This is a genomic window from Streptomyces sp. NPDC096339 (assembly GCF_044762985.1).
In the GTDB taxonomy this organism is placed as follows: domain Bacteria; phylum Actinomycetota; class Actinomycetes; order Streptomycetales; family Streptomycetaceae; genus Streptomyces.
In genome coordinates this window covers 1-17,507 of sequence record NZ_JBIWFI010000022.1, presented here as the reverse complement: position 1 = coordinate 17,507, position 17,507 = coordinate 1, and the positions used below count along the sequence as shown (strand labels likewise).

Here is a 17,507-nt window from a genome sequence, read left to right as displayed (position 1 = left end):
GGACCCTCCCCCCCGGCCGCTACGCCTGCCGGGCGAGACCGGACGAGGCGCGCTGCCGGGCCCCCGCGAACTCGGCCATCCCCTCGGCGAAGCCCACCCGGGGCAGCCAGCCCAAATCGCCCCGCAGCCGTGCCGAATCGGCGGTGATGTGCCGGACGTCGCCGAGCCGGAACTCACCCGTCACGACGGGCTCGGGGCCGCCGTGGGCGGCAGCGAGGGCCCGGGCCATCTCGCCGATCGTGTGCGGTGCGCCGCTGCCCGTGTTGTACGCGGCGAAGCCGCCCGCCGCCCGCCCGCCGACGGCCTCCAGCGCCACGGCGTTGGCCGCGGCCACGTCCCGTACGTGCACGAAGTCCCGACGCTGGGCACCGTCCTCGAAGACCCGCGGTGCCTCACCCCGGGCCAGGGCCGACCGGAAGAACGACGCCACTCCCGCGTACGGGGTGTCCCGCGGCATGCCCGGCCCGTACACGTTGTGATAGCGCAGCGAGACCGCCCGCCCGCCGGTGGACCGCGCCCAGGCGGCCGCCAGGTGTTCCTGCGCCAGTTTCGTCGTCGCGTACACGTTGCGCGGATCGACCGGAGCGTCCTCGTCCACCAGGCCCGGGACCAGCTCCTGCCCGCACACCGGGCACAGCGGCTCGAACCGCCCCGCCTCCAGATCCTCGACCGCGCGCGGACCGGGCCGTACGACCCCGTCGCGGGGGCACTCGTACCGTCCCTCTCCGTACACGACCATCGATCCCGCCAGCACCAGTCGGCGCACCCCCGTTTCGGCCATGGCCGCCAGGAGCACGGCCGTGCCCAGGTCGTTGCAGGAGACGTACTCGGGCGCGTCCGCGAAGTCCTTCCCCAGCCCGACCATCGCCGCCTGATGACACACGGCGTCCACGCCGCGCAGGGCCGAGCGGACCGCTTCCGGGTCGCGGACGTCGGCCCGGACGAACTCGGCGTCCGGCAGGTCGGGCGGGCCGGGGTGGGCGGCCGGCAGCAGCGCGTCCAGGACCACCGGCTCGTGGCCGCGCCCGGTCAGTTCCGCAACGATGTGGGCGCCGATGAACCCCGCGCCTCCGGTGACGAGTACTCGCATGGAGTGGAGGCTACGGAAGGCGGCATCCCCGAGTCCCGCCCCACGCCCGCGCGTAAGACTTCCGTCATCGAAAGCGTGCAGGTGGTACGGCCGGGGAGCGGGCGGCGGAAGGCGCGCTGTCAGGTGCGTCCTTCCGCCGCCCGCGTTCTCAGGAGGCCCGGACGCGTGCCGCGTCGGCCTCTTCGCCGCCCCAGGCGAGGGCGACGGGGGTGGTGGACGGCGGCCCGGGGGTGGCCAGCCATCCCAGGAGTTCGCCGTCGCGGCTGACGGTCACGGCGGCGGATCCGGCGGGCAACTCCAGGACCCAGCCGCCGCCGGCGCCGGTGACCCGGTCCTCGCCGTCGGTGGGGTTGAAGGCGCCGAGGATGCGGACGCCCCCGGGCGCGGAGCGGCTCAGTACGCGCGCCCTGCCGTGCGCCGTCGGCCGGCGCGGCGCCTCCGGGACCGGCAGCGCCGCGGCGAACGAGGCCACGAAGGCCGCGACCGCTCCGTCGGCCGGCTCCCCGGCGGGGAGCGTCAGCACGCCGGGGCCGTCGGAGCCGTCGGGGTGGCCGGCGCGCAGTACGGCGACGGGGAGCTGCGTGGCGTCGGCGCCCGGTTCGGGGGGAGCGTCGAGCCAGGCCGGGCCGATCAGCCGGCCGGAGCGGGCCAGCTCCTCGTGGACGGCGTCGGCGAGTTCCGCGAGGACGGTACGGCCGGTGCGCTGCCAGGCGCCCGCCTCCGGCAGGGTCCGGTCGACGAGGACCACGGCGTCGTGGTCCGGGGTACTGGCGAGCAGCACGTCGCCGAAGCGGTCGAGGAACGCGGCGAGCAGGCGCAGCCCCTCCGCGTTGGCCTGGTGGCCGCCGGATTCGGCGAGCGGTGCCCCGGGGCTGTACGGCGGTGCGTGGAGGGCGGGATCGACGCCTTCGGAGCGCAGTCCGTCGGGGTCCATGTCCACCAGGGCGCCCCAGTTGCCCGTGGCGCAGGCGGTGTAGACGCTGACGGTGGTGGAGCCCAGCAGGAGGGCCAGCAGGGCGTTGAAGACGGGGGTGGCCGGCTGGGCGAAGGACGCGTCGGTCCAGGTGAACCCCCAGTTGGCCTCGACCACGTCGGTGCCGCCGAGCAGGATCCCGGCCAGGTGGGAACCGAAGGCGGCGGTGTCGCGGGCCGGGTTGCCGACCCACTCGGTGTGCCCGATCAGGTGCGCCGAGCCCTGGACGGCGCGCTGCCGGGCCGCCCAGGCGTCGAGGGCGGCGCGCGGCGCGGTGACACCGGTCAGGGGCACGTTGGCCAGCCGGACCGGGCCCTTTGGGAAGAGTCCGGAGATCCAGTCCCACACGTCGACGATGGCGTGCCCGGACCACTGCGACCACAGTTGCCGCAGGGCACTGGTCCACCGGGTGACGTCCTCGCCGGTCCGCGCGGCCTCGTCGGTCAGCCCGCGTCCGGCCAGCCAGCGGGCGAAGGCCTCGCGGGCGGCCGGTGAGGCGTCCTGGGCGTCCACGGGGAGGTGGGCGTCGCCCGCGGTGCCCTCGTTGCCCAGCTGGAGGGCGACCACGGGGCCGCCGGGGGCGACGGCCCCGGCGACGACCTCGTCGGCCACGGCCCTCAGCCAGGCCTCCGTCTCGGCCCGCACCACCGGGTCGAGGAGGCTGGGCAGCGGCCTGCCCTGGGAGGTGAGGACGCTGCCGTCCAGGCCGCGGTACGGGGTGTGGTCCGGGCCGCACAGCCGGTCGGGCAGTCCGCCGAGTTGGACCTCCGCGTGGATGAACGGGCCGGGTTTGAGGAGCACGCCCAGCCCGGCGCGTTCCGCCAGCTCCAGGAGTGCGACCACGTCGCGCTGCGGGTCGGTCTTCCCGGTGAAGTCGAAGGAGCGGGCGGCGCCTTCACCGGTCTCGTGGAACCGCCACGGCAGGTAGCAGGAGACGACGTCCACGCCCAGAGCGCGCAGTTCCCGAAGGTTGGACGCCCAGTTGGCGGGGTCGGCCCGGTAGTACGGGTACTCGCCGACGACGACCGGCCGGGCCGTGCCGGGGACCAGCGCGCCGGCCAGCCGGGTGCGCGGGGCCGCGCTCACGCGTCCGCCCCGGTGTACGGCGGTACGAGGACCACCTTCAGCGCGGCGTACTGGGCGCCCGGGACGGCGGCCAGGGCCTTGAAGGCCTCCTCGTGGTCGGCGAGGGCGAAGCGGTGGGTGACCACGCGCTCCAGCGGCAGCCGCCGGGCCAGCTCCACGGCCCTCGGGAAGATCATGCTGTTGTAGTCGCCGGCGCCGATGATCCGCAGGCCGCGCTGGAGGAGGGCGAGCGGTCGGACGGTGGCCGAGGCGTTGCTGTTGAAGCCCATCACGACGACCCGGCCGCGCACGGCGGCGTAGCCGATGCTCTGCTCCAGGAGGTTGCCCACGGAGTCGACGACGAGGTCGCCGCGCTCGGCGAGTTCGGGCTCGTCCGGGGTGTGGAGGCTGACACGGCCCGCGAACTCGGGGGCGTCGAACACCTCTTGGGCGAGCCGCCGCCGGACCGGGTCGGGCTCGACGAGGAGGACGCTCGCCCCGTACAACCGGGCGGCCATGGCGGTGACGACGCCCATCGGGCCGGCGCCGACGACCACGGCGGTCTCGCCCGGAGCCAGCCCGCCGGCCTCGATGTTGTTCAGCGCGCAGGCGAGCGGCTCGACGACGACGGCACGGTCGAAGCTCATGCCGTCGGGTATGGCGTGGCAGAACAACTCGGGGAGGCGGATGAACTCGGCGAAGGAGCCGTCGTAGTCCAGCCCGACCTCGGTGCCCGCCTTGTGGCCGCAGAAGTTCCAGTGCCCTTCGAGGCAGGTGGAGCAGGTGCCGCAGTACAGGGTGGGGTTGACGATGACCCGGTCGCCGACCGAGAAGCGGGTGACGCCGGGGCCGGTGGTGTCGACGACGCCGACGGCCTCGTGGCCCATCACCACGCCGGTCTCGGCGGGGAACTTGCCGACGAGCACGCTGCGGTCGGTGCCGCAGATGCCGCTCTGCGTGACGCGGATGACGACGTCGTCGGCGGCCAGGGGCTCGGGCTTGGGGTGGTCGACCAGGGCGAGCGTGCGGTCGGCGGTGAGCGTCAGGGCCTTCATGATGCCTCCTTCGAGGACGCGTCGGTGCCGCGGCCCAGGTCCCAGCGGATGGATTCGATTAGCTGCTTGTGGAGTTCGGGGGTGGCCGCGGCGATGCAGGACTTCTGGTTCATCGGGCCGAGGTCCACCAGGGAGGTGCTGCCGAGGTCGTCGCCGTAGGCGTCGGTGATCACGACACCGGCCAGCCGGGCGAGGTACACCACCGCCGCGATGTCGTAGGGGAAGAGGTGGAGGATCGAGCCGCGACCCACCCGCAGGAACGCGTCCGTGGTGTCCGGGTGGTCGCGCAGGACGCGGTTGCCTATGTCGGCGTACGCGTCGAGCTGGCCCGTGATGACGCGGGAGATGGAGAAGGTGCTGCTGTTGAAGACGAAGATGCCGCCGGTGTTCGCCGAGCGGTCGACGAGGTGGCCGTAGGCCTCGGTCATCAGGTCCATGGGGTGGCCGTTGAACTCGATCGACCAGAACATGCGGGTCAGGTCGGTGTTGCGGCTCAGCCGCGGCACGGGCGCGGGGAAGCCGCCGCTGTCGAGTCCCGTGTCGTCGTCGCCGTAGAGCCACGCACCGCTCTTGATCTCGACCAGGCAGGCGGCGTCGACGTCGGCGAGGGTGGGCGCTCCGTCGCCGTAGGGGGCGGCGGCGATGGACACCATGCCCATTTCGAGGCCGGCCGAGGTGGGGCGGGTCCCGTCGATCGGGTCGACGACGAGGAGGACCTGCGGATCGGGCGCGAGCTCCACGTAGGAGCCGTCCTCGGTGTACAGCGCGGTCGGTACGTCGGCGTGCGCCCGGAGGTAGTCCAGTACGGCCTTCTCGGCCACCTCGTCGACATCGAACTGGGCGTCGCCGCCCGGAGAGTCGCCGTGGACCCGGCGCTCGCGCCCGTGGGCCTCGTAGGCCAGCAGCTCGGAGCGGACGTGCTGCCCGAGGGAGAGGAGGAGCCGCTTCATCGGGTCAGCTCCGCAAGGAAGAGGTTCTCCAGCTTGTCGCAGATCTCCTCGGCCTGGTCCATGGTGAGGATCAGCGGTGGGCGGATCTTGAGGACGTTGCCGTAGCCGTAGCGCGAGGTGCGCAGGATCAGACCGTGGTCCATGGCCTTGGCGGCCAGGTGGTTGGTGAGCTTCACCGCCGGCTTGCCGTCCGCCTCGGCGATCTCGAAACCGATCATGAGACCGACGCCGCGGACGTCCACGATGGCCGGGTGGCGCCGCTTCATGTCGTGGAGGCGTTCCATGATGTAGTCGCCGGTCCGGGTGACGTTGGCCAGGAATTCCGGCTGCCGCACGATGTCGAGGGTGACGTTCGCCGCCGCGGCGGCCAGCAGGTTGGCGCCGTAGGTGAAGGAGTGGTGGCTGGCGGGAAGGCCGGCGAGCCGCTCGTTGGTGAGGATCGCGGCGACCTGCGCACCCGAACCGCCGAGTCCCTTGGCCGTGGTGATGGCATCGGGCTCGACGCCGAAGTACTGGGCCGCGAACATGTGGCCGGTGCGGCCGATGCCCGTCTGGATCTCGTCGAATATGAGGGCGATGTTCTGCTCGTCGCAAAAGGCCCGCAGCTTTTGCATGTAGCCGTCCGGGGGAACGATATTGCCGCCGTTCCCGGAAATCGGCTCGATGAGGACGGCGGCGACACGGCCGGAACTCGCGTAGTCGACGAAGTCCTCCAACCGGTCCACGCACATCAGCCCGCAGGAATCCTTCCGCTGTCCGTAGAAGCAGCGGAAGCAGTACGGGTCGGGCACCTGGAGGCTGCCGGGGAAGAGATTGGGGAACGGCTCGCGGCGGAACGCGTTTCCCGACATCGACGTCATCATCATCGTCTGTCCCACGTGGCTGCGGAACAATGTGATGACTTCGGATTTCCCGGTGGCTAACTGGGCCATCTTGATGGCGCCCTCATTGGCGGCGGACCCGCCCGACACCTTGGGGTGCACCTTGGTCAGGCCGGCCGGGGACACGTCCACCAGCCGCTCGACGAGCCCGTTGACGGGGTCGCTCTGGTAGGAGGAGGTGATGTGGACGACCTTGTCGAGCTGGTCCTTCATGGCGGCGATGACAGCCGGATGGGAGTACCCCAGGCTCAGGTTGAACGTCGCCGAGGCGCAGTCGAGGTAGCTCTTCCCGTCCTCGTCGTAGAGGTAGACACCCTCACCCCTCGCCATTTTGAATTCGCTGACGGGATAATAGATGTGATCGGTGACGTCTTTGGTATCCATGGGTCTCTCTCACACGGGTCGGGAAGGCATCGCGGTCGTGGACGGCGAGGAAAATTCGCGTCCGACGGGCGTGCGTGGTGTGGAATGGGATATGCGGCTCGATGCCGGGGCGGCGGCTCGGATTGCTTCACCCGTCGCGGACGGGGATCTCGTGGCTGCGCCTTCTCGATCATCCGATCACATTCCGGCGGGCCCTGACAAGGGGGGAATTCCGGATGTGAATCTCCACGGCTCTTCATGGCCGGAAAAGAACGTCCCTCAGCTCCTCCGGGGACGTGAACAGATGCCCCTGGAGACCGAGTTCGCGGGCCGCCTCGACGTTGTCGTTCCGGTCGTCGACGAACAGGACCTCTCCGGGCGGCAGTCCGAGTGCGCGGACGCACCACTGGTAGGCGGCCGGCTCCGGCTTGGCGGCGCCGATCCGGCAGGAGAGGCCGCGGACCGCGAACCTCTCCAGCCAGGGCTGGGTGGCCTCGTAGCGGGCGGCCAGTTCCCCGGGGATGTTGGAGAGGAGGCCGAGGACGAGACCCCGGTCGGTGAGGGGTCCGAGCAGATCCACCATGCTCTGGTCGATCTCGCTCCAACTGGCGAGGTCCGCGGCGATCAGATCGGCGGTCAGCCGGTCGTCGAGCGGGACGCCCAGCTGTGCGCAGACCTTCTCCCAGTAGCCGGGACCCGCCACCTCCCCCCGGTCGTAGGGGGCGCGATGGGACCAGTACGCCTCCCGGAAGAGGCGGGGGTCACCGCCGGCCGTGCGTTCCAGTACGCCCAGTGACTCGGCCGACTGGGTGCGGGCGATGACACCGAACAGGTCGAAGAGAACGGCTTTCATGCTTCGGATTCCTTACGTCGTTCACGTGCGCGTTCACGTGCGAGTTCACGGGGCGGCGACGGGATCCGCGTGCTCCGACGCGCGCGAGCCGCCCACCCCACCCGGGTCGGGGGCGCCCCGCCTCAGCCACAGGCTCAGGGCGCCGCACACCACGGCGAGCACGAACAGCACCAGGGGCACCGTCTTCACCTCCATGGTGTCGATGACGCCGCCCAGCAGCGGCGGGAAGGCCACGCCGCCGATCATCGAGGCGGCGATCACGTAGGCGCCGGCGGCGGCCACACCGGGGACGGCGCGGTTCAGCCAGGGCAGGCAGGTCGGGAAGATCGGCGCGATCATCAGCCCGACGCCGAAGTACGCGTACGGGGCGAGGGCCGGAACGGTCGCCAGCAGCAGGAACCCGGCCATGCCCGCGCAGCAGACGATCAGGATCGAGGGCGCGGACCAGCGCAGGCTGAGGGGCGCGACGACGAACCGCCCGACGGTCATGGCGGCCCAGTACGCGGAGGTCGCCGTGGCGGCGGTGGCGGCGCCGTATCCGACGGCTTCGAGATGGGTGGGCTCCCAACCGCCCACGCCGGTCTCGATGGCCACGTGCAGGACGTAGACGCCGATGAACGCGGCGATGATCGGGAGCACGCGGGCCCCGCCCGCCGTGGCACCCTCCGCCGGCGCGGGCCGGGGCTCCTGGGCGGCCACTCCGCCCAGGGTGACCAGGATCAGCAGGCTGACCACGCCGATCCCGACGAAGATCTCCGGGTAGTTCTCCGCCCCGAGCCAGCCGATCAGGGCCGGGCCCGCGATGGCGCCGATGCCGAAGTGCCCGTTGAGCAGGTTGAGCATGGCGGTGCTGCGGCGGCCGAAGCCGACGGCGAAGAGCTGGTTGAGGCCGTAGTCGATGCCGCCGAAGCCCAGGCCGATGACGAAGGTCCCGGCGAGGGCCAGGGTCCAGTTCGGCGAGAACGCGAAGACCGCCGCGCCCGCGGCCATGAGCACGTACGAGCCGCCGAGCAGCGCCCGGTTGTTCAGGCGGCCCCGCAGGAGGTGGTAGATCAGCACGCCCGCTAGCGCGCCGACGAAATGGGCGCTGAGACTGAGCCCGGCGACGGCCGGGCTGATGCCGTACTCCTCCCGCAGGGCGGGAATCGCGGGCCCGTAGAGCGCCTGCAGGGCGCCGATCACCACGAACGCGACGCACGAGGCGGTGATCGCGACCGTGGTGAGGAGGGGCCTGCCCGCTTCCGGCAGGTCGGCCTCACTGGTGGGGGGCATGGCTCTCCTCGTCGTCCCTGGCCGAATGAACAGATTCGATGTTCGCGGCGCACTGAAGTTCACACTGCGCCGGTCACAGTACTCAGGATGGATGTTCGTTACAACAGATCGGATGTGCGAAACGTTCACGGGGGGCCTCCCTCGGCCACACCTGTGCTAAAAGCAGACACATGAACGTGATGGAGAGGCACAAGTTCGTCGTGGGGCTGCTCGTGAAGCAGAACCGCGCGACCGTGGCCGAGCTGGCCCAGGCCACCGGGGCGTCCGAGATGACCATCCGGCGGGACCTGGAGGTGCTCGAGTCCCGGGGCGCCCTGCGCCGCGTCCGCGGCGGTGCCGTCGGCAGCCTGCCCGGCGGCGTCGAGCCGCCCTACGCGATCCGGGCCATGTCCGGGGCGCAGGCCAAGGAGCGGCTGGCGCGCGCCGTCGTCGACCTGCTCACCGACGGCGAGACCGTGGCCCTCGACACCGGCACCACCGCCGTGGCCGTCGCCAAGGCCATGGCCGGCCGCCAGTTCACGGTCACCCCCCTCTCCCTGCACGCCGCCTTCGCCCTCTCCGGGCAATCCGGCGTCCAACTGGTGATGCCCGGAGGGCAGGTGCGCCCCGAGGAGCTCTCGTTCCACGGCCAGACCCCCGTGCAGACCTTCAAGGACCTGTGCTTCGACACCTTCGTCCTGGGCTGCTGCGGCGTCGACCCGGTTCGGGGCGCCACCGCCTACAACCTCGATGACGTCCAGGTGAAGCGCGCTGCGGTGGAGGCGGCGCAGCGGGTGGTCCTCGTGGCCACCGCGGACAAGATCGGCCGTACCGCGCTGGGCCGCATCTGCTCCATGGAGGAGATCGCCCTCGTCGTCACGGACGCCCCCGGCGATTCCCCGGCGGTCGAAGCTCTGCGGGAGCGGGGGGTCGAGGTGGTCCATCCGGCGAACGACTGAACCGCGCGGCCGCGAAGCTTCATGAGGGACACCCTTCCTGGGCGGCGCGCATCCGGGATCGGCGCGCCACGTCCAGCATCGGGGCGGGGGCCGCCGCCTTCCAACGGGGTCCGACCGTCGTGTTGTGGACTGTCGGAAAGACGACAGCAAGTGCTTGCAGAAATTTCCGGCCTCTTCTGTGGGCGTCCCGACCGGCCGCGCGGTGGCCTCCCGTCCGGCGAGCCGTCGCGGAGCCTCCGTCAAATCCCGTCGACCGGGCCGTATTTGGAGCCGTCGCCGGCCTTCCGTCATCCCCGGGTAAAGCGTGTCCGATACACGTTCCCGGTGCCGCGCGGCGGCCCGGACTCTTCTAGCATCGCGATCGCGACGGATGCGAACGAGAGAGCGGCGACATGGAAACAGTCACACTGCAGCGCACGCAGGACCGTGCCCGGCCCAGGGGGCTCACCTCCGCGGAGATGGGCCTCTACCGTGAGTTCGCTGAACACGGCCCCCTCCGCAGAAGCCGGTTACTGGCCCGCGAAGCCCCCGACACCCTCGTGCGGGCCCTCGACGGCCTCCTCGCCAACGGCCTGGTCCGGCAGATCGGTGCCGACTGCTTCGCGGCCGCCAACCCCACCGAGGTGTCGGAGGAGTTGCTGAAGCGCTGGGAGGAGCGGGTGCAGGGCGCCCAGCTCGACCTGCTGCGTATGCGCGGGCAACTGGCGGAGCTCGCCATCGTGCACGCCGCCCGCCGGCGCGCCCTCCAAGGGCCCCCGCTGGAACGCGTCGAGTCGCCCGCCGAGTTGCGGCGCGTCCTCGACCAGCAGGCCGCGGAATGCCGCCGGGAACTGCTCGGCACCCGGCCCGGCGGCCCCCGGCCCGCCGCCGACCCGCGCCGCGCACACGACCGGAACCGGGACCTGCTGGCCCGCGGGGTGCGGGTCCGCACCCTGTACCAGCACTCGGCCCGCTTTGACCCGCCGACCGTGCGCCACGAGGCGGAACTGGCGGAGCTCGGAGCCGAGGCCAGAACGGTCCCGGGCGGACTGGTCCGCTGCCTGGTCTTCGACCGGACCCTGCTCGTCCTGCCGCTCGACGACACGGAGGGCGGCGCGCTGCTCGTGCGCAGCCCGGAACTGGTCGCGTTCGTCGCCGAGATGATCGAACTGCTGTGGGTCACGGGCGAGCACATCACCAAGCCGCGCGAGAAGGCCTTCGTACAGGACGTCGCCGATCAGGCGAAACGATCCATCCTGCAGCACCTGGCCCAGGGCGAGGACGACCGGGCCACGGCCCGCGCCCTGGGCATCTCGGTACGCACCTGCCAGCGCCATGTCTCCGCCATCATGCGCCAGTTGGGTGCGACGAGCCGGTTCCAGCTCGGCTACCTCGCCCAGCAGCACGGGCTGCTCGCCCCCGATGGTCCCGAGGCCGAGGCGGCGGGTACGGCCGTGGTCACCTCGACGTGAACGCCCGCCCGGCCCCCTCCCCGATCCGCCGCGGTCAGCCCTTGACGGCCTCGTCCCAGTTGCGGTTGACGGTCTCCCTCGCCTTGTCCCGCTGCGCCTCCGTCGGGAACGTCGGCGTGCCCTCCACCGTCGGCAGGTTCTCCGCGGCAGCCTTGTCCAGCGTGCCGTCCTCCCTCATGGCGTCCATGAGCACGGGGCGTGCGTAGGCGCGGAGCCGGATGTTCTGGCCCTCCGGGCTGAAGACGTACTCCTGCCACAGGCGCGCCGCCGCGGGGTGCGGGGCGTCCTTGTTCACGCCGCTCGCGTAGTACTGGGCGAAGCTGCCGTCGAACGGGATGGCCGTCCGCCAGTCGACGTCCGCCCCCTTGTCGCGGAACTCATCGGCGTACCCGAGGTTCAGGAAGTCCCAGTCGATGCTGATCGGGGTCGTGCCGTTCTCGATCGTGGCCGGGGTGGATTCCACCGGGACGAAGTTGCCGCTCCCGGCGAGCTCGGCGAAGAAGTCGATGCCGGGCTGGATGTCGTCGAAGGAACCCCCGTTCGCGAGGGCCGCCGCCCACACGCCGGCGAAGGCGGAGCCGGCCTTGGTCGGGTCGCCGTTGAGGGTGACCTTGCCCTTGTACTCGGGCTTGCGCAGGTCGTCGAAGGTCGAGGGGCACGTCTTGACGCGCTTGGCGTCGCAGCCGATCGAGACGTAACCGCCGTAGTTGTTGTTCCAGCGGGCCTTCGGGTCCTTCTGGTCCTTCGGGATGCCGTCCCACCCGGCGACCTTGTACGGGGCGAGCAGCCCCTGCTGGGCGGCGGACCGGGCGAACGAGTCCCCCACGTCGATCACGTCGGGGGCCCGGCCCCCGCCCCTGTGCTCCTTCAGGGCGTTGATCTCGTCCTGGCTGGAGCCCTCCGGGTTCTCCACGGTGACCTTGATCCCGTACTTCTTCTCGAAGCCGTCGATGAGCGCGCCGTAGTTGGCCCAGTCGGTCGGGAGCGCGATCGTGTTGAGCGAGCCCTCCTTCTTCGCCGCCGCGGTCAGCGCGGCCATGCCGCCGGCGTCCGGGGCGGAGGTGGCCACCTCGGGCGATCTGGGTGCGGAGACGGACTCGTGGCCGCAGGCGCCGAGGGACGCCGCCGTGAAGGCCAGGGAGGCGGCGACGGCGGCTGTCCGGAGACGAGGTGCGGGCACAAAGGCTCCATGGCGGGCGATCGCGTACCGGTCGAAACCAGCGTACGTTCAGTGGCCCGGGCGGCGCAGTCCCAGCGGGCGGTGTCCGCCCCCGCTCCCGCGGCCGGCCGCCCGGCCGGCGGGTCCTCACAGCGGCTCGTCGTCCCACCCGGCCAGCAGCGCCTCCTCCCCGGCCGCCTCGGCCGGCGCGGCCCCGTCGTGGAGGGCCTGCTCACTCCAGATGATCTTTCCGCGCGGGGTGTAGCGGGTGCCCCAGCGCTGGGCGAACTGCGCCACGAGGAACAGCCCGCGGCCGCCCTCGTCGGTTTCCTCGGCCCGGCGTACGTGCGGGGAGGTGCTGGACCCGTCGGAGACCTCGCAGATCAGGTTGCGGTCGTGCAGCAGCCGCACCCCGATGGGCTCGGTCCCGTAGCGGATGGCGTTGGTCAGCAGCTCGCTGAGGATGAGTTCCGTGGTGAACGCGATGTCGTCCAGGCCCCACTCCGACAGGCGGCGGGCACAGGCGTTGCGGACCTTGGACACCTCCGCGGGATCGGGGGGCACCTCCCACCCGGCGATCCGGGCGGGGTCCATCCGGCGGGTGCGGGCCACCAGCAGCGCGATGTCGTCCCTGGGCCTGGTGGGCAGCACCGCGTCGATCACAGCGGTGCAGGTCTCCTCCGGGGTGCGGGCGGGCCCGGCCAGGGCCGCGCGCAGCGCGGCCAGACCCGCGTCCGGATCGCGGTCGCGGCCCTCGATCAGCCCGTCGGTGAACAGCGCCAGCGTCGAGCCCTCGGGCAGCGTCAGCTCGGCGGTCTCCCTGGGCAGACCCGCGCCCAGGCCCAGCGGCGGCGAGACGGGCACCTCGGGGAAGGACACCGTGCCGTCGGGGTGCACCAGCGCGGGGCCCGGATGGCCGGCGGTCGCGGCCGCCACCCGACCCGAGACGGGATCGTAGACGGCGCACAGGCAGGTGGCCCCGGTGATCCCCTGCCATTCCTGCTCGTCGGTGTCGATGTGGGCGACCAGCTCGTCCAGATGGTTCAGGAGCTCGTCCGGAGGCAGGTCGAGCATGGAGAAGTTGTACACGGCCGTACGCAGGCGGCCCATGGTGGCGGCGGCGTGCAGACCGTGGCCGACGACGTCCCCGACCACCAGCGCCACCCGGGCGCCGGGCAGCGGGATGACGTCGAACCAGTCCCCGCCCACCCCGGCCTGGGCCGCCAGGTAGCGGTGCGCGACCTCGACGGCGGTCTGCTCCGGAACGCCCCGGGGCAGCAGGCTGCGCTGCAGGGTGTCGGCGACGGTGTGCTCGCGGGTGTAGCGGCGGGCGTTGTCGACCGACAGCGCCGCCCGGGCGGTCAGCTCCTCGGCGAAGGACACGTCCTCCTCGTCGAACGGCGGGGAGTCCTGCCCCCGCCAGTACCCGGCCATCCCCAGCGCGACGCCCCGGGCCCGCAGGGGCACGGCGATCATGGAGTGGATGCCGCGTTCCAGGATCCGCAGGGAGTTGGCCGGGTCCTGGGTCCGCCACCGCTGGGCGGTGCGCAGGTCCGCCTCCAGGACCCCGTGCCCCCCTGCCAGCCCGGCGGCCATGGGGCTCGACGGTACGAACCGGATCAGCCGGCCGACGGGGTAGAGCGGGTGGTCGCCCTCCAGGCCGACGCGGGCGGTCCGGCGCATCTCGGTGGTCGCCTCGGGCGGGTCCTCCCCGCGCAGCACCGGGTCCAGCAGGTCGACCGTGACCACGTCCGCGAAGCGCGGGACCGCCACCTCCGCCAGCTCCTGCGCCGTGCGCTCCACGTTCAGCGTCGTCCCCACCTGCACCCCCGCGTCGTACAGCAGGTTCAGCCGCTCGCGGGCCACCTCGGCCCTGCCGGACAGCGCCCGCAGCTCGGTGGTGTCCCGCAGCGTCACGACCGTCCCGGTGCTCCCGAAGGGGGCGGTGGGCCGGATGTTCACCGCCAGCAGTCGATCGGCCGCCATGTGCACCTCGTCGGTCGCGGCCCGGCCCGACGCGAGGCGCTCGGCGATGCCCTCCTCCAGCCCCAGGCCCGTGACGGGGAGCCCTTCCGCGTCCGCCGGCAGGTCCAGCAGCCGGCGCGCCTCGTCATTGGCCAGCAGCAGCCGTCCGCCGTCGCCGACGATCAGCACGCCCTCGCGGACCGCGTGCAGCACCGCGTCGTGGTGCTCGTACATCCTCGTCATCTCGGCCGGTCCCAGGCCGTGGGTCCGGCGCAGCAGCCGGCGGCTGACCAGGGCGGTGCCGCCCGCGGAAAGCGCGAGCACCGCGGCCGCGCTGCCGAGGACGACGGGCAGCTGCCGGTTCACCATGCCCTTGACGTTCTCGACCGTGACCGGGGAGGAGACGATGGCGATCACGTTGCCCTCGGCGTCCTTGACCGGGACCACCGAGACCACCGACTGCCCCAGCGACCCCTTGAACGTCTCGGTGAACGACTTGCCGGCCGCCGCCTTGGAGAAGGGGCCGACGACGTGCTTCCCGAGCTGCCGCGGGTCGCTGTGGGTGATGGTGACCCCGTCGAGGGTGTACGTGTTGATGCCGTCGACCCCGGCGATCTTCCGGGCCGCCTCGGCGCTCGGCTGGAGCAGCGCGGTGGGATGGGGGCTGCGCAGGGCGGCGACGATCCCCGGGGACTCCGCGAACGTCCCGGCGGCGGCGAGGGTACGGTGCCGGGCGTCACTCATGGCGGCGCTCCGGCCCTGCACCACGAGCACCACGACCACGGCGGCGACGAGAAGGACCACGAGGGCCAGCTGGAGGAGGAACACCTCACCGGCCACGCTGCGCACACTCAGCAGGGAGGACAACCGTTGCGCCCGCCGCGCACCTCCCTTGGTGGGCGGGGCGTCCTCCTCGCGCCCCCGTTGACCGCCCGGGTCCGGGCGCCGGGGCGCGTCGGAAGGGCTCGCGGCCGAGCGGAGCAGCCGGCGCCGGAGTCCTCCCGGGTAGTTGCTCATAGTCCATTTTCTAACCTCTGCGGCCTGTCGGCAGCGCGCAGCGCCAGTCCGGTGCGTGCGGCGCCCGAGAGGGCGATCGGCGTCCCGGCGTGGAGCCGTCCGGCAGTGATCGGGGCAGGGCCACCGGGGAGGACGGCCACCGGTCCGCGGGCCGTCACGACCAGAGCCGGAACCGCCCCCATCCGTACGCGGTGCGTTCGTAGCGCAGCCGTGTGTGGACGCGGCTCGGCGTCGCCTGCCAGAACTCGACCACCGTCGGCGCGAGCGTGTAGAGCGTCCAGGCGGAGTCGACGAGCGAGGGCGCCTCGCCGATCAGGGCCAGGGACTTCTCCAGGGCGTGGTCGCGTTCGGCGGGGTCGGCCAGGTACTGGCTCTGGCGGCCCAGCAGGGCCTCGGCGCGGGCGGTGTCCGTCCGGGCGAGGAAATCCTCGGCGTTGTCCTGGTCCGACCCGGGTGTCACGGGCCCGCGCAGGCGTACCTGCCGGCCGTGCTCCGGCCAGTAGAAGGTCAGCGCGGCCCGTGGATGGACGGCCAACTGGTGGCCCTTGGGGCTGAACGCGTGTCCCGAGAACCGCCACCCGCGTTCGTCCACGCCCTTGAGGATGAGCACCCGGGCGTCCGGGTCGCCGACCTCGTCCACCGTGGACAGGGTCATGGCGTGCGGCTCGCGCAGGCCGTCCGCCACGGCGTCGGACAGCCAGGACAGGAACAGCCGGACCGGGTCGTCCGGAGCCCGCTCGGGCATGAACTCCGGCAGCGGCCCCGCGAAGACCTCCATGCCCCGGAGCCACCCGCGGACGTCGCCGCTCGGCTTTCCAGCGCTCACCTGCCACCTCCTCCACCTGCACACTTCGACACCCCATCCTGCATCTGCGGTGAAAATTCGACAATAACCTGGCAAATGCTTGTCGCGTTGACCAACCGCGGCCGCGTATGAGCGGACAAGTTTGGAGGAACTCACGGTCGCCGCGGGACCCCGCACTCCCCGCGGGCGGTCGCAGGAGGGTTTAGCCGGGCTTAAACAAGGGCGGAGAAGATGCCGGGTCACGGCGGACGAGAAGCCGCCGTCCTAGCACCCAGGGGGCCGCATGTCCCGTTCCAGTCCGGCGACCACGCACACGGACCTGCCGGAATTTCCCATGTCGCGCCAGTGCCCCTACCACCCGCCCGCCGGGTACGAGGAGCTGCGCAAGGAGGGGCCGCTCACGCGCGCGCGGCTGTACGACGGGCGCCCGGCGTGGGTCGTCACCGGGTACGCCGAGACGCGCCGGCTCCTCGTCGACCGGAGGCTGTCCTCCGACCGCACCCGACCCGACTTCCCGGTCCTCGTACCGCGGATGGCGGCCGCCAAACTGGTCGCCCTCGTGGGCATGGACCCCCCGGAGCACGACGTCCAGCGGCGCATGCTCATACCGAGCTTCACCGTGAAACGGGTCAACGAGCTGCGCCCCGCGATCCGCCGGATCGTCGTCGAGCGGATCGAGGCGCTGCTCGCCGACGGCCGCCGAGAGGCCGATCTCGTACCGGAGTTCGCGCTGCCCGTGCCGTCCACCGTCATCTGTGAACTCCTCGGCGTGCCCTACGGGGACCACGAGTTCTTCGAGGAGCAGACGCGGCGCATGCTGCTGGCCACGAGCACGGCCGAGGACGCCGCCGCCGCGAGCGCCGCGCTGACCGGCTACTTCGACGAGCTCATCGGGGCGAAGGCCGCGGCCCCGGGCGCGGGGCTGCTCGACGATCTGATCGCGGAGCGGCTCGTGCCCGGCGAGCTGACGCGGGACGAACTCTCCTCCATCGCCATGTTCCTGCTGGTCGCCGGCCACGAGACGACGGCGAACATGATCGGCCTGAGCATCCTGACGCTCCTGGAGCACCCGGAGCAGCTCGCCCGGCTGCGGGCCGACGAGGGCGCCGCCCCGGCGGCCGTGGAGGAGTTGCTGCGTTTCCTGTCCGTCGCCGACGAACTCCAGCGGGTCGCCGCCGCGGACATCGAGATCGGCGGAGAGGTGATCCGCGAAGGAGAGGCCGTCTACCTTCCGAACGCCGCCGCGAACCGGTCGTCCGAGGCGTTCACCGACCCGGACACCTTCGACCTCGGCCGCGGCACCCTGCACCACCTGGCTTTCGGGTATGGCGTCCACCAGTGCATCGGCCAGAACCTGGCCCGCGCCGAGCTGGAGATCGCCCTGTACGAACTGGCGACGCGGATACCGGAGTTGCGGCTGACCGAGGAGATCGGCCGGCTCGGCGTCAAGCCGGGTGGCTCCGTCCAGGGGATCCTCCGGCTCCCCGTCGGCTGGTAGGCGAAGGCCGCCGCGCACACCAGGTCACAGCAGCGCACACGGGCGCGCACACGGCGGGGGGCCCCGGGGGGCCCCCCCCCCCCCCCCCCCCCGGGGGGGGGGGGGGCCCCCCCCGGGCCCCGCCCACCACCAAAACGGCCCCCCCCCCCCCGGGGGGGGGGGGGGGGAACAC

At 72.3% G+C, this 17,507-nt stretch carries 13 protein-coding genes; 3 read left to right on the top strand and 10 right to left on the bottom strand.

Going from position 1 to position 17,507, the window contains the following annotated elements:
* Positions 1-19 precede the first annotated feature (19 nt).
* The 7 genes from ACIQ5Y_RS24995 to ACIQ5Y_RS24965 all read right to left on the bottom strand — a co-directional run bounded on the left by ACIQ5Y_RS24995 (position 20) and on the right by ACIQ5Y_RS24965 (position 8,502).
* The gene (locus ACIQ5Y_RS24995) at positions 20-1,090 is read right to left on the bottom strand and encodes an NAD-dependent epimerase/dehydratase family protein (protein ID WP_403884507.1); all 1,071 of its coding nucleotides are present in this window, start codon (positions 1,088-1,090) and stop codon (positions 20-22) included.
* Positions 1,091-1,238: 148 nt separating this feature from the next.
* Positions 1,239-3,149, bottom strand: a complete 1,911-nt coding sequence (locus tag ACIQ5Y_RS24990) for a beta-galactosidase (RefSeq protein ID WP_403884504.1) — start codon at positions 3,147-3,149, stop codon at positions 1,239-1,241.
* The gene (locus ACIQ5Y_RS24985; RefSeq protein WP_403884501.1) at positions 3,146-4,183 is read right to left on the bottom strand and encodes a zinc-binding dehydrogenase; all 1,038 of its coding nucleotides are present in this window, start codon (positions 4,181-4,183) and stop codon (positions 3,146-3,148) included. Before ACIQ5Y_RS24985 ends, ACIQ5Y_RS24990 begins: the two co-directional genes overlap by 4 nt.
* Complete coding sequence (locus ACIQ5Y_RS24980) at positions 4,180-5,133, bottom strand: inositol monophosphatase family protein (RefSeq protein ID WP_403884498.1); 954 nt, start codon at positions 5,131-5,133, stop codon at positions 4,180-4,182. Before ACIQ5Y_RS24980 ends, ACIQ5Y_RS24985 begins: the two co-directional genes overlap by 4 nt.
* Positions 5,130-6,398, bottom strand: coding sequence for an aspartate aminotransferase family protein (locus ACIQ5Y_RS24975; protein WP_403884495.1), 1,269 nt, complete (start codon positions 6,396-6,398; stop codon positions 5,130-5,132). The genes ACIQ5Y_RS24980 and ACIQ5Y_RS24975 overlap by 4 nt, the downstream gene beginning before the upstream one ends.
* A 235-nt stretch (positions 6,399-6,633) precedes the next feature.
* Positions 6,634-7,230: an HAD family hydrolase gene (locus ACIQ5Y_RS24970; protein ID WP_403884492.1), complete on the bottom strand. Its 597-nt coding sequence runs from the start codon at positions 7,228-7,230 to the stop codon at positions 6,634-6,636.
* 45 nt (positions 7,231-7,275) lie between these two features.
* The gene (locus tag ACIQ5Y_RS24965) at positions 7,276-8,502 is read right to left on the bottom strand and encodes an MFS transporter (protein WP_403884489.1); all 1,227 of its coding nucleotides are present in this window, start codon (positions 8,500-8,502) and stop codon (positions 7,276-7,278) included.
* Positions 8,503-8,672: 170 nt separating this feature from the next.
* Between ACIQ5Y_RS24965 and ACIQ5Y_RS24960 the strand changes: the two genes are divergently transcribed.
* A complete protein-coding gene (locus ACIQ5Y_RS24960; RefSeq protein ID WP_403884485.1) occupies positions 8,673-9,440 on the top strand; it encodes a DeoR/GlpR family DNA-binding transcription regulator in 768 nt (255 codons plus the stop codon).
* Positions 9,441-9,832: 392 nt separating this feature from the next.
* Entirely contained in the window at positions 9,833-10,891 is a 1,059-nt protein-coding gene (locus tag ACIQ5Y_RS24955; protein WP_403884482.1) for a LuxR C-terminal-related transcriptional regulator, read from the top strand.
* Between the two features lie 34 nt (positions 10,892-10,925).
* On the opposite strand, the gene ACIQ5Y_RS24950 is transcribed toward ACIQ5Y_RS24955, so the two are convergent.
* From ACIQ5Y_RS24950 to ACIQ5Y_RS24940, 3 genes are all read right to left on the bottom strand, one after another.
* The gene (locus ACIQ5Y_RS24950) at positions 10,926-12,071 is read right to left on the bottom strand and encodes an ABC transporter substrate-binding protein (RefSeq protein WP_403884479.1); all 1,146 of its coding nucleotides are present in this window, start codon (positions 12,069-12,071) and stop codon (positions 10,926-10,928) included.
* 126 nt (positions 12,072-12,197) lie between these two features.
* On the bottom strand, positions 12,198-15,032 hold the full coding sequence (locus tag ACIQ5Y_RS24945; protein ID WP_403884476.1) for a SpoIIE family protein phosphatase: 2,835 nt from the start codon (positions 15,030-15,032) through the stop codon (positions 12,198-12,200).
* A 154-nt stretch (positions 15,033-15,186) separates the two neighbouring features.
* Positions 15,187-15,810, bottom strand: coding sequence for a pyridoxal 5'-phosphate synthase (locus tag ACIQ5Y_RS24940; protein ID WP_403884811.1), 624 nt, complete (start codon positions 15,808-15,810; stop codon positions 15,187-15,189).
* Between the two features lie 310 nt (positions 15,811-16,120).
* Here ACIQ5Y_RS24940 and ACIQ5Y_RS24935 point away from each other — a divergent pair, with 310 nt between their 5' ends.
* Positions 16,121-17,335, top strand: a complete 1,215-nt coding sequence (locus tag ACIQ5Y_RS24935; protein ID WP_403884473.1) for a cytochrome P450 — start codon at positions 16,121-16,123, stop codon at positions 17,333-17,335.
* Positions 17,336-17,507 lie beyond the last annotated feature (172 nt).

Bases quoted from the DNA above. Each gene is read 5' to 3' on its own strand.
- ACIQ5Y_RS24985 (WP_403884501.1), bottom strand. From the start codon at position 4,183: ATGAAGGCCCTGACGCTCACCGCCGACCGCACGCTCGCCCTGGTCGAC.
- ACIQ5Y_RS24940 (WP_403884811.1), bottom strand. From the start codon at position 15,810: ATGGAGGTCTTCGCGGGGCCGCTGCCGGAGTTCATGCCCGAGCGGGCT.
- ACIQ5Y_RS24970 (WP_403884492.1), bottom strand. From the start codon at position 7,230: ATGAAAGCCGTTCTCTTCGACCTGTTCGGTGTCATCGCCCGCACCCAG.
- ACIQ5Y_RS24935 (WP_403884473.1), top strand. From the start codon at position 16,121: ATGTCCCGTTCCAGTCCGGCGACCACGCACACGGACCTGCCGGAATTT.
- ACIQ5Y_RS24995 (WP_403884507.1), bottom strand. From the start codon at position 1,090: ATGCGAGTACTCGTCACCGGAGGCGCGGGGTTCATCGGCGCCCACATC.
- ACIQ5Y_RS24965 (WP_403884489.1), bottom strand. From the start codon at position 8,502: ATGCCCCCCACCAGTGAGGCCGACCTGCCGGAAGCGGGCAGGCCCCTC.
- ACIQ5Y_RS24980 (WP_403884498.1), bottom strand. From the start codon at position 5,133: ATGAAGCGGCTCCTCCTCTCCCTCGGGCAGCACGTCCGCTCCGAGCTG.
- ACIQ5Y_RS24960 (WP_403884485.1), top strand. From the start codon at position 8,673: ATGAACGTGATGGAGAGGCACAAGTTCGTCGTGGGGCTGCTCGTGAAG.
- ACIQ5Y_RS24975 (WP_403884495.1), bottom strand. From the start codon at position 6,398: ATGGATACCAAAGACGTCACCGATCACATCTATTATCCCGTCAGCGAA.
- ACIQ5Y_RS24945 (WP_403884476.1), bottom strand. From the start codon at position 15,032: ATGAGCAACTACCCGGGAGGACTCCGGCGCCGGCTGCTCCGCTCGGCC.
- ACIQ5Y_RS24955 (WP_403884482.1), top strand. From the start codon at position 9,833: ATGGAAACAGTCACACTGCAGCGCACGCAGGACCGTGCCCGGCCCAGG.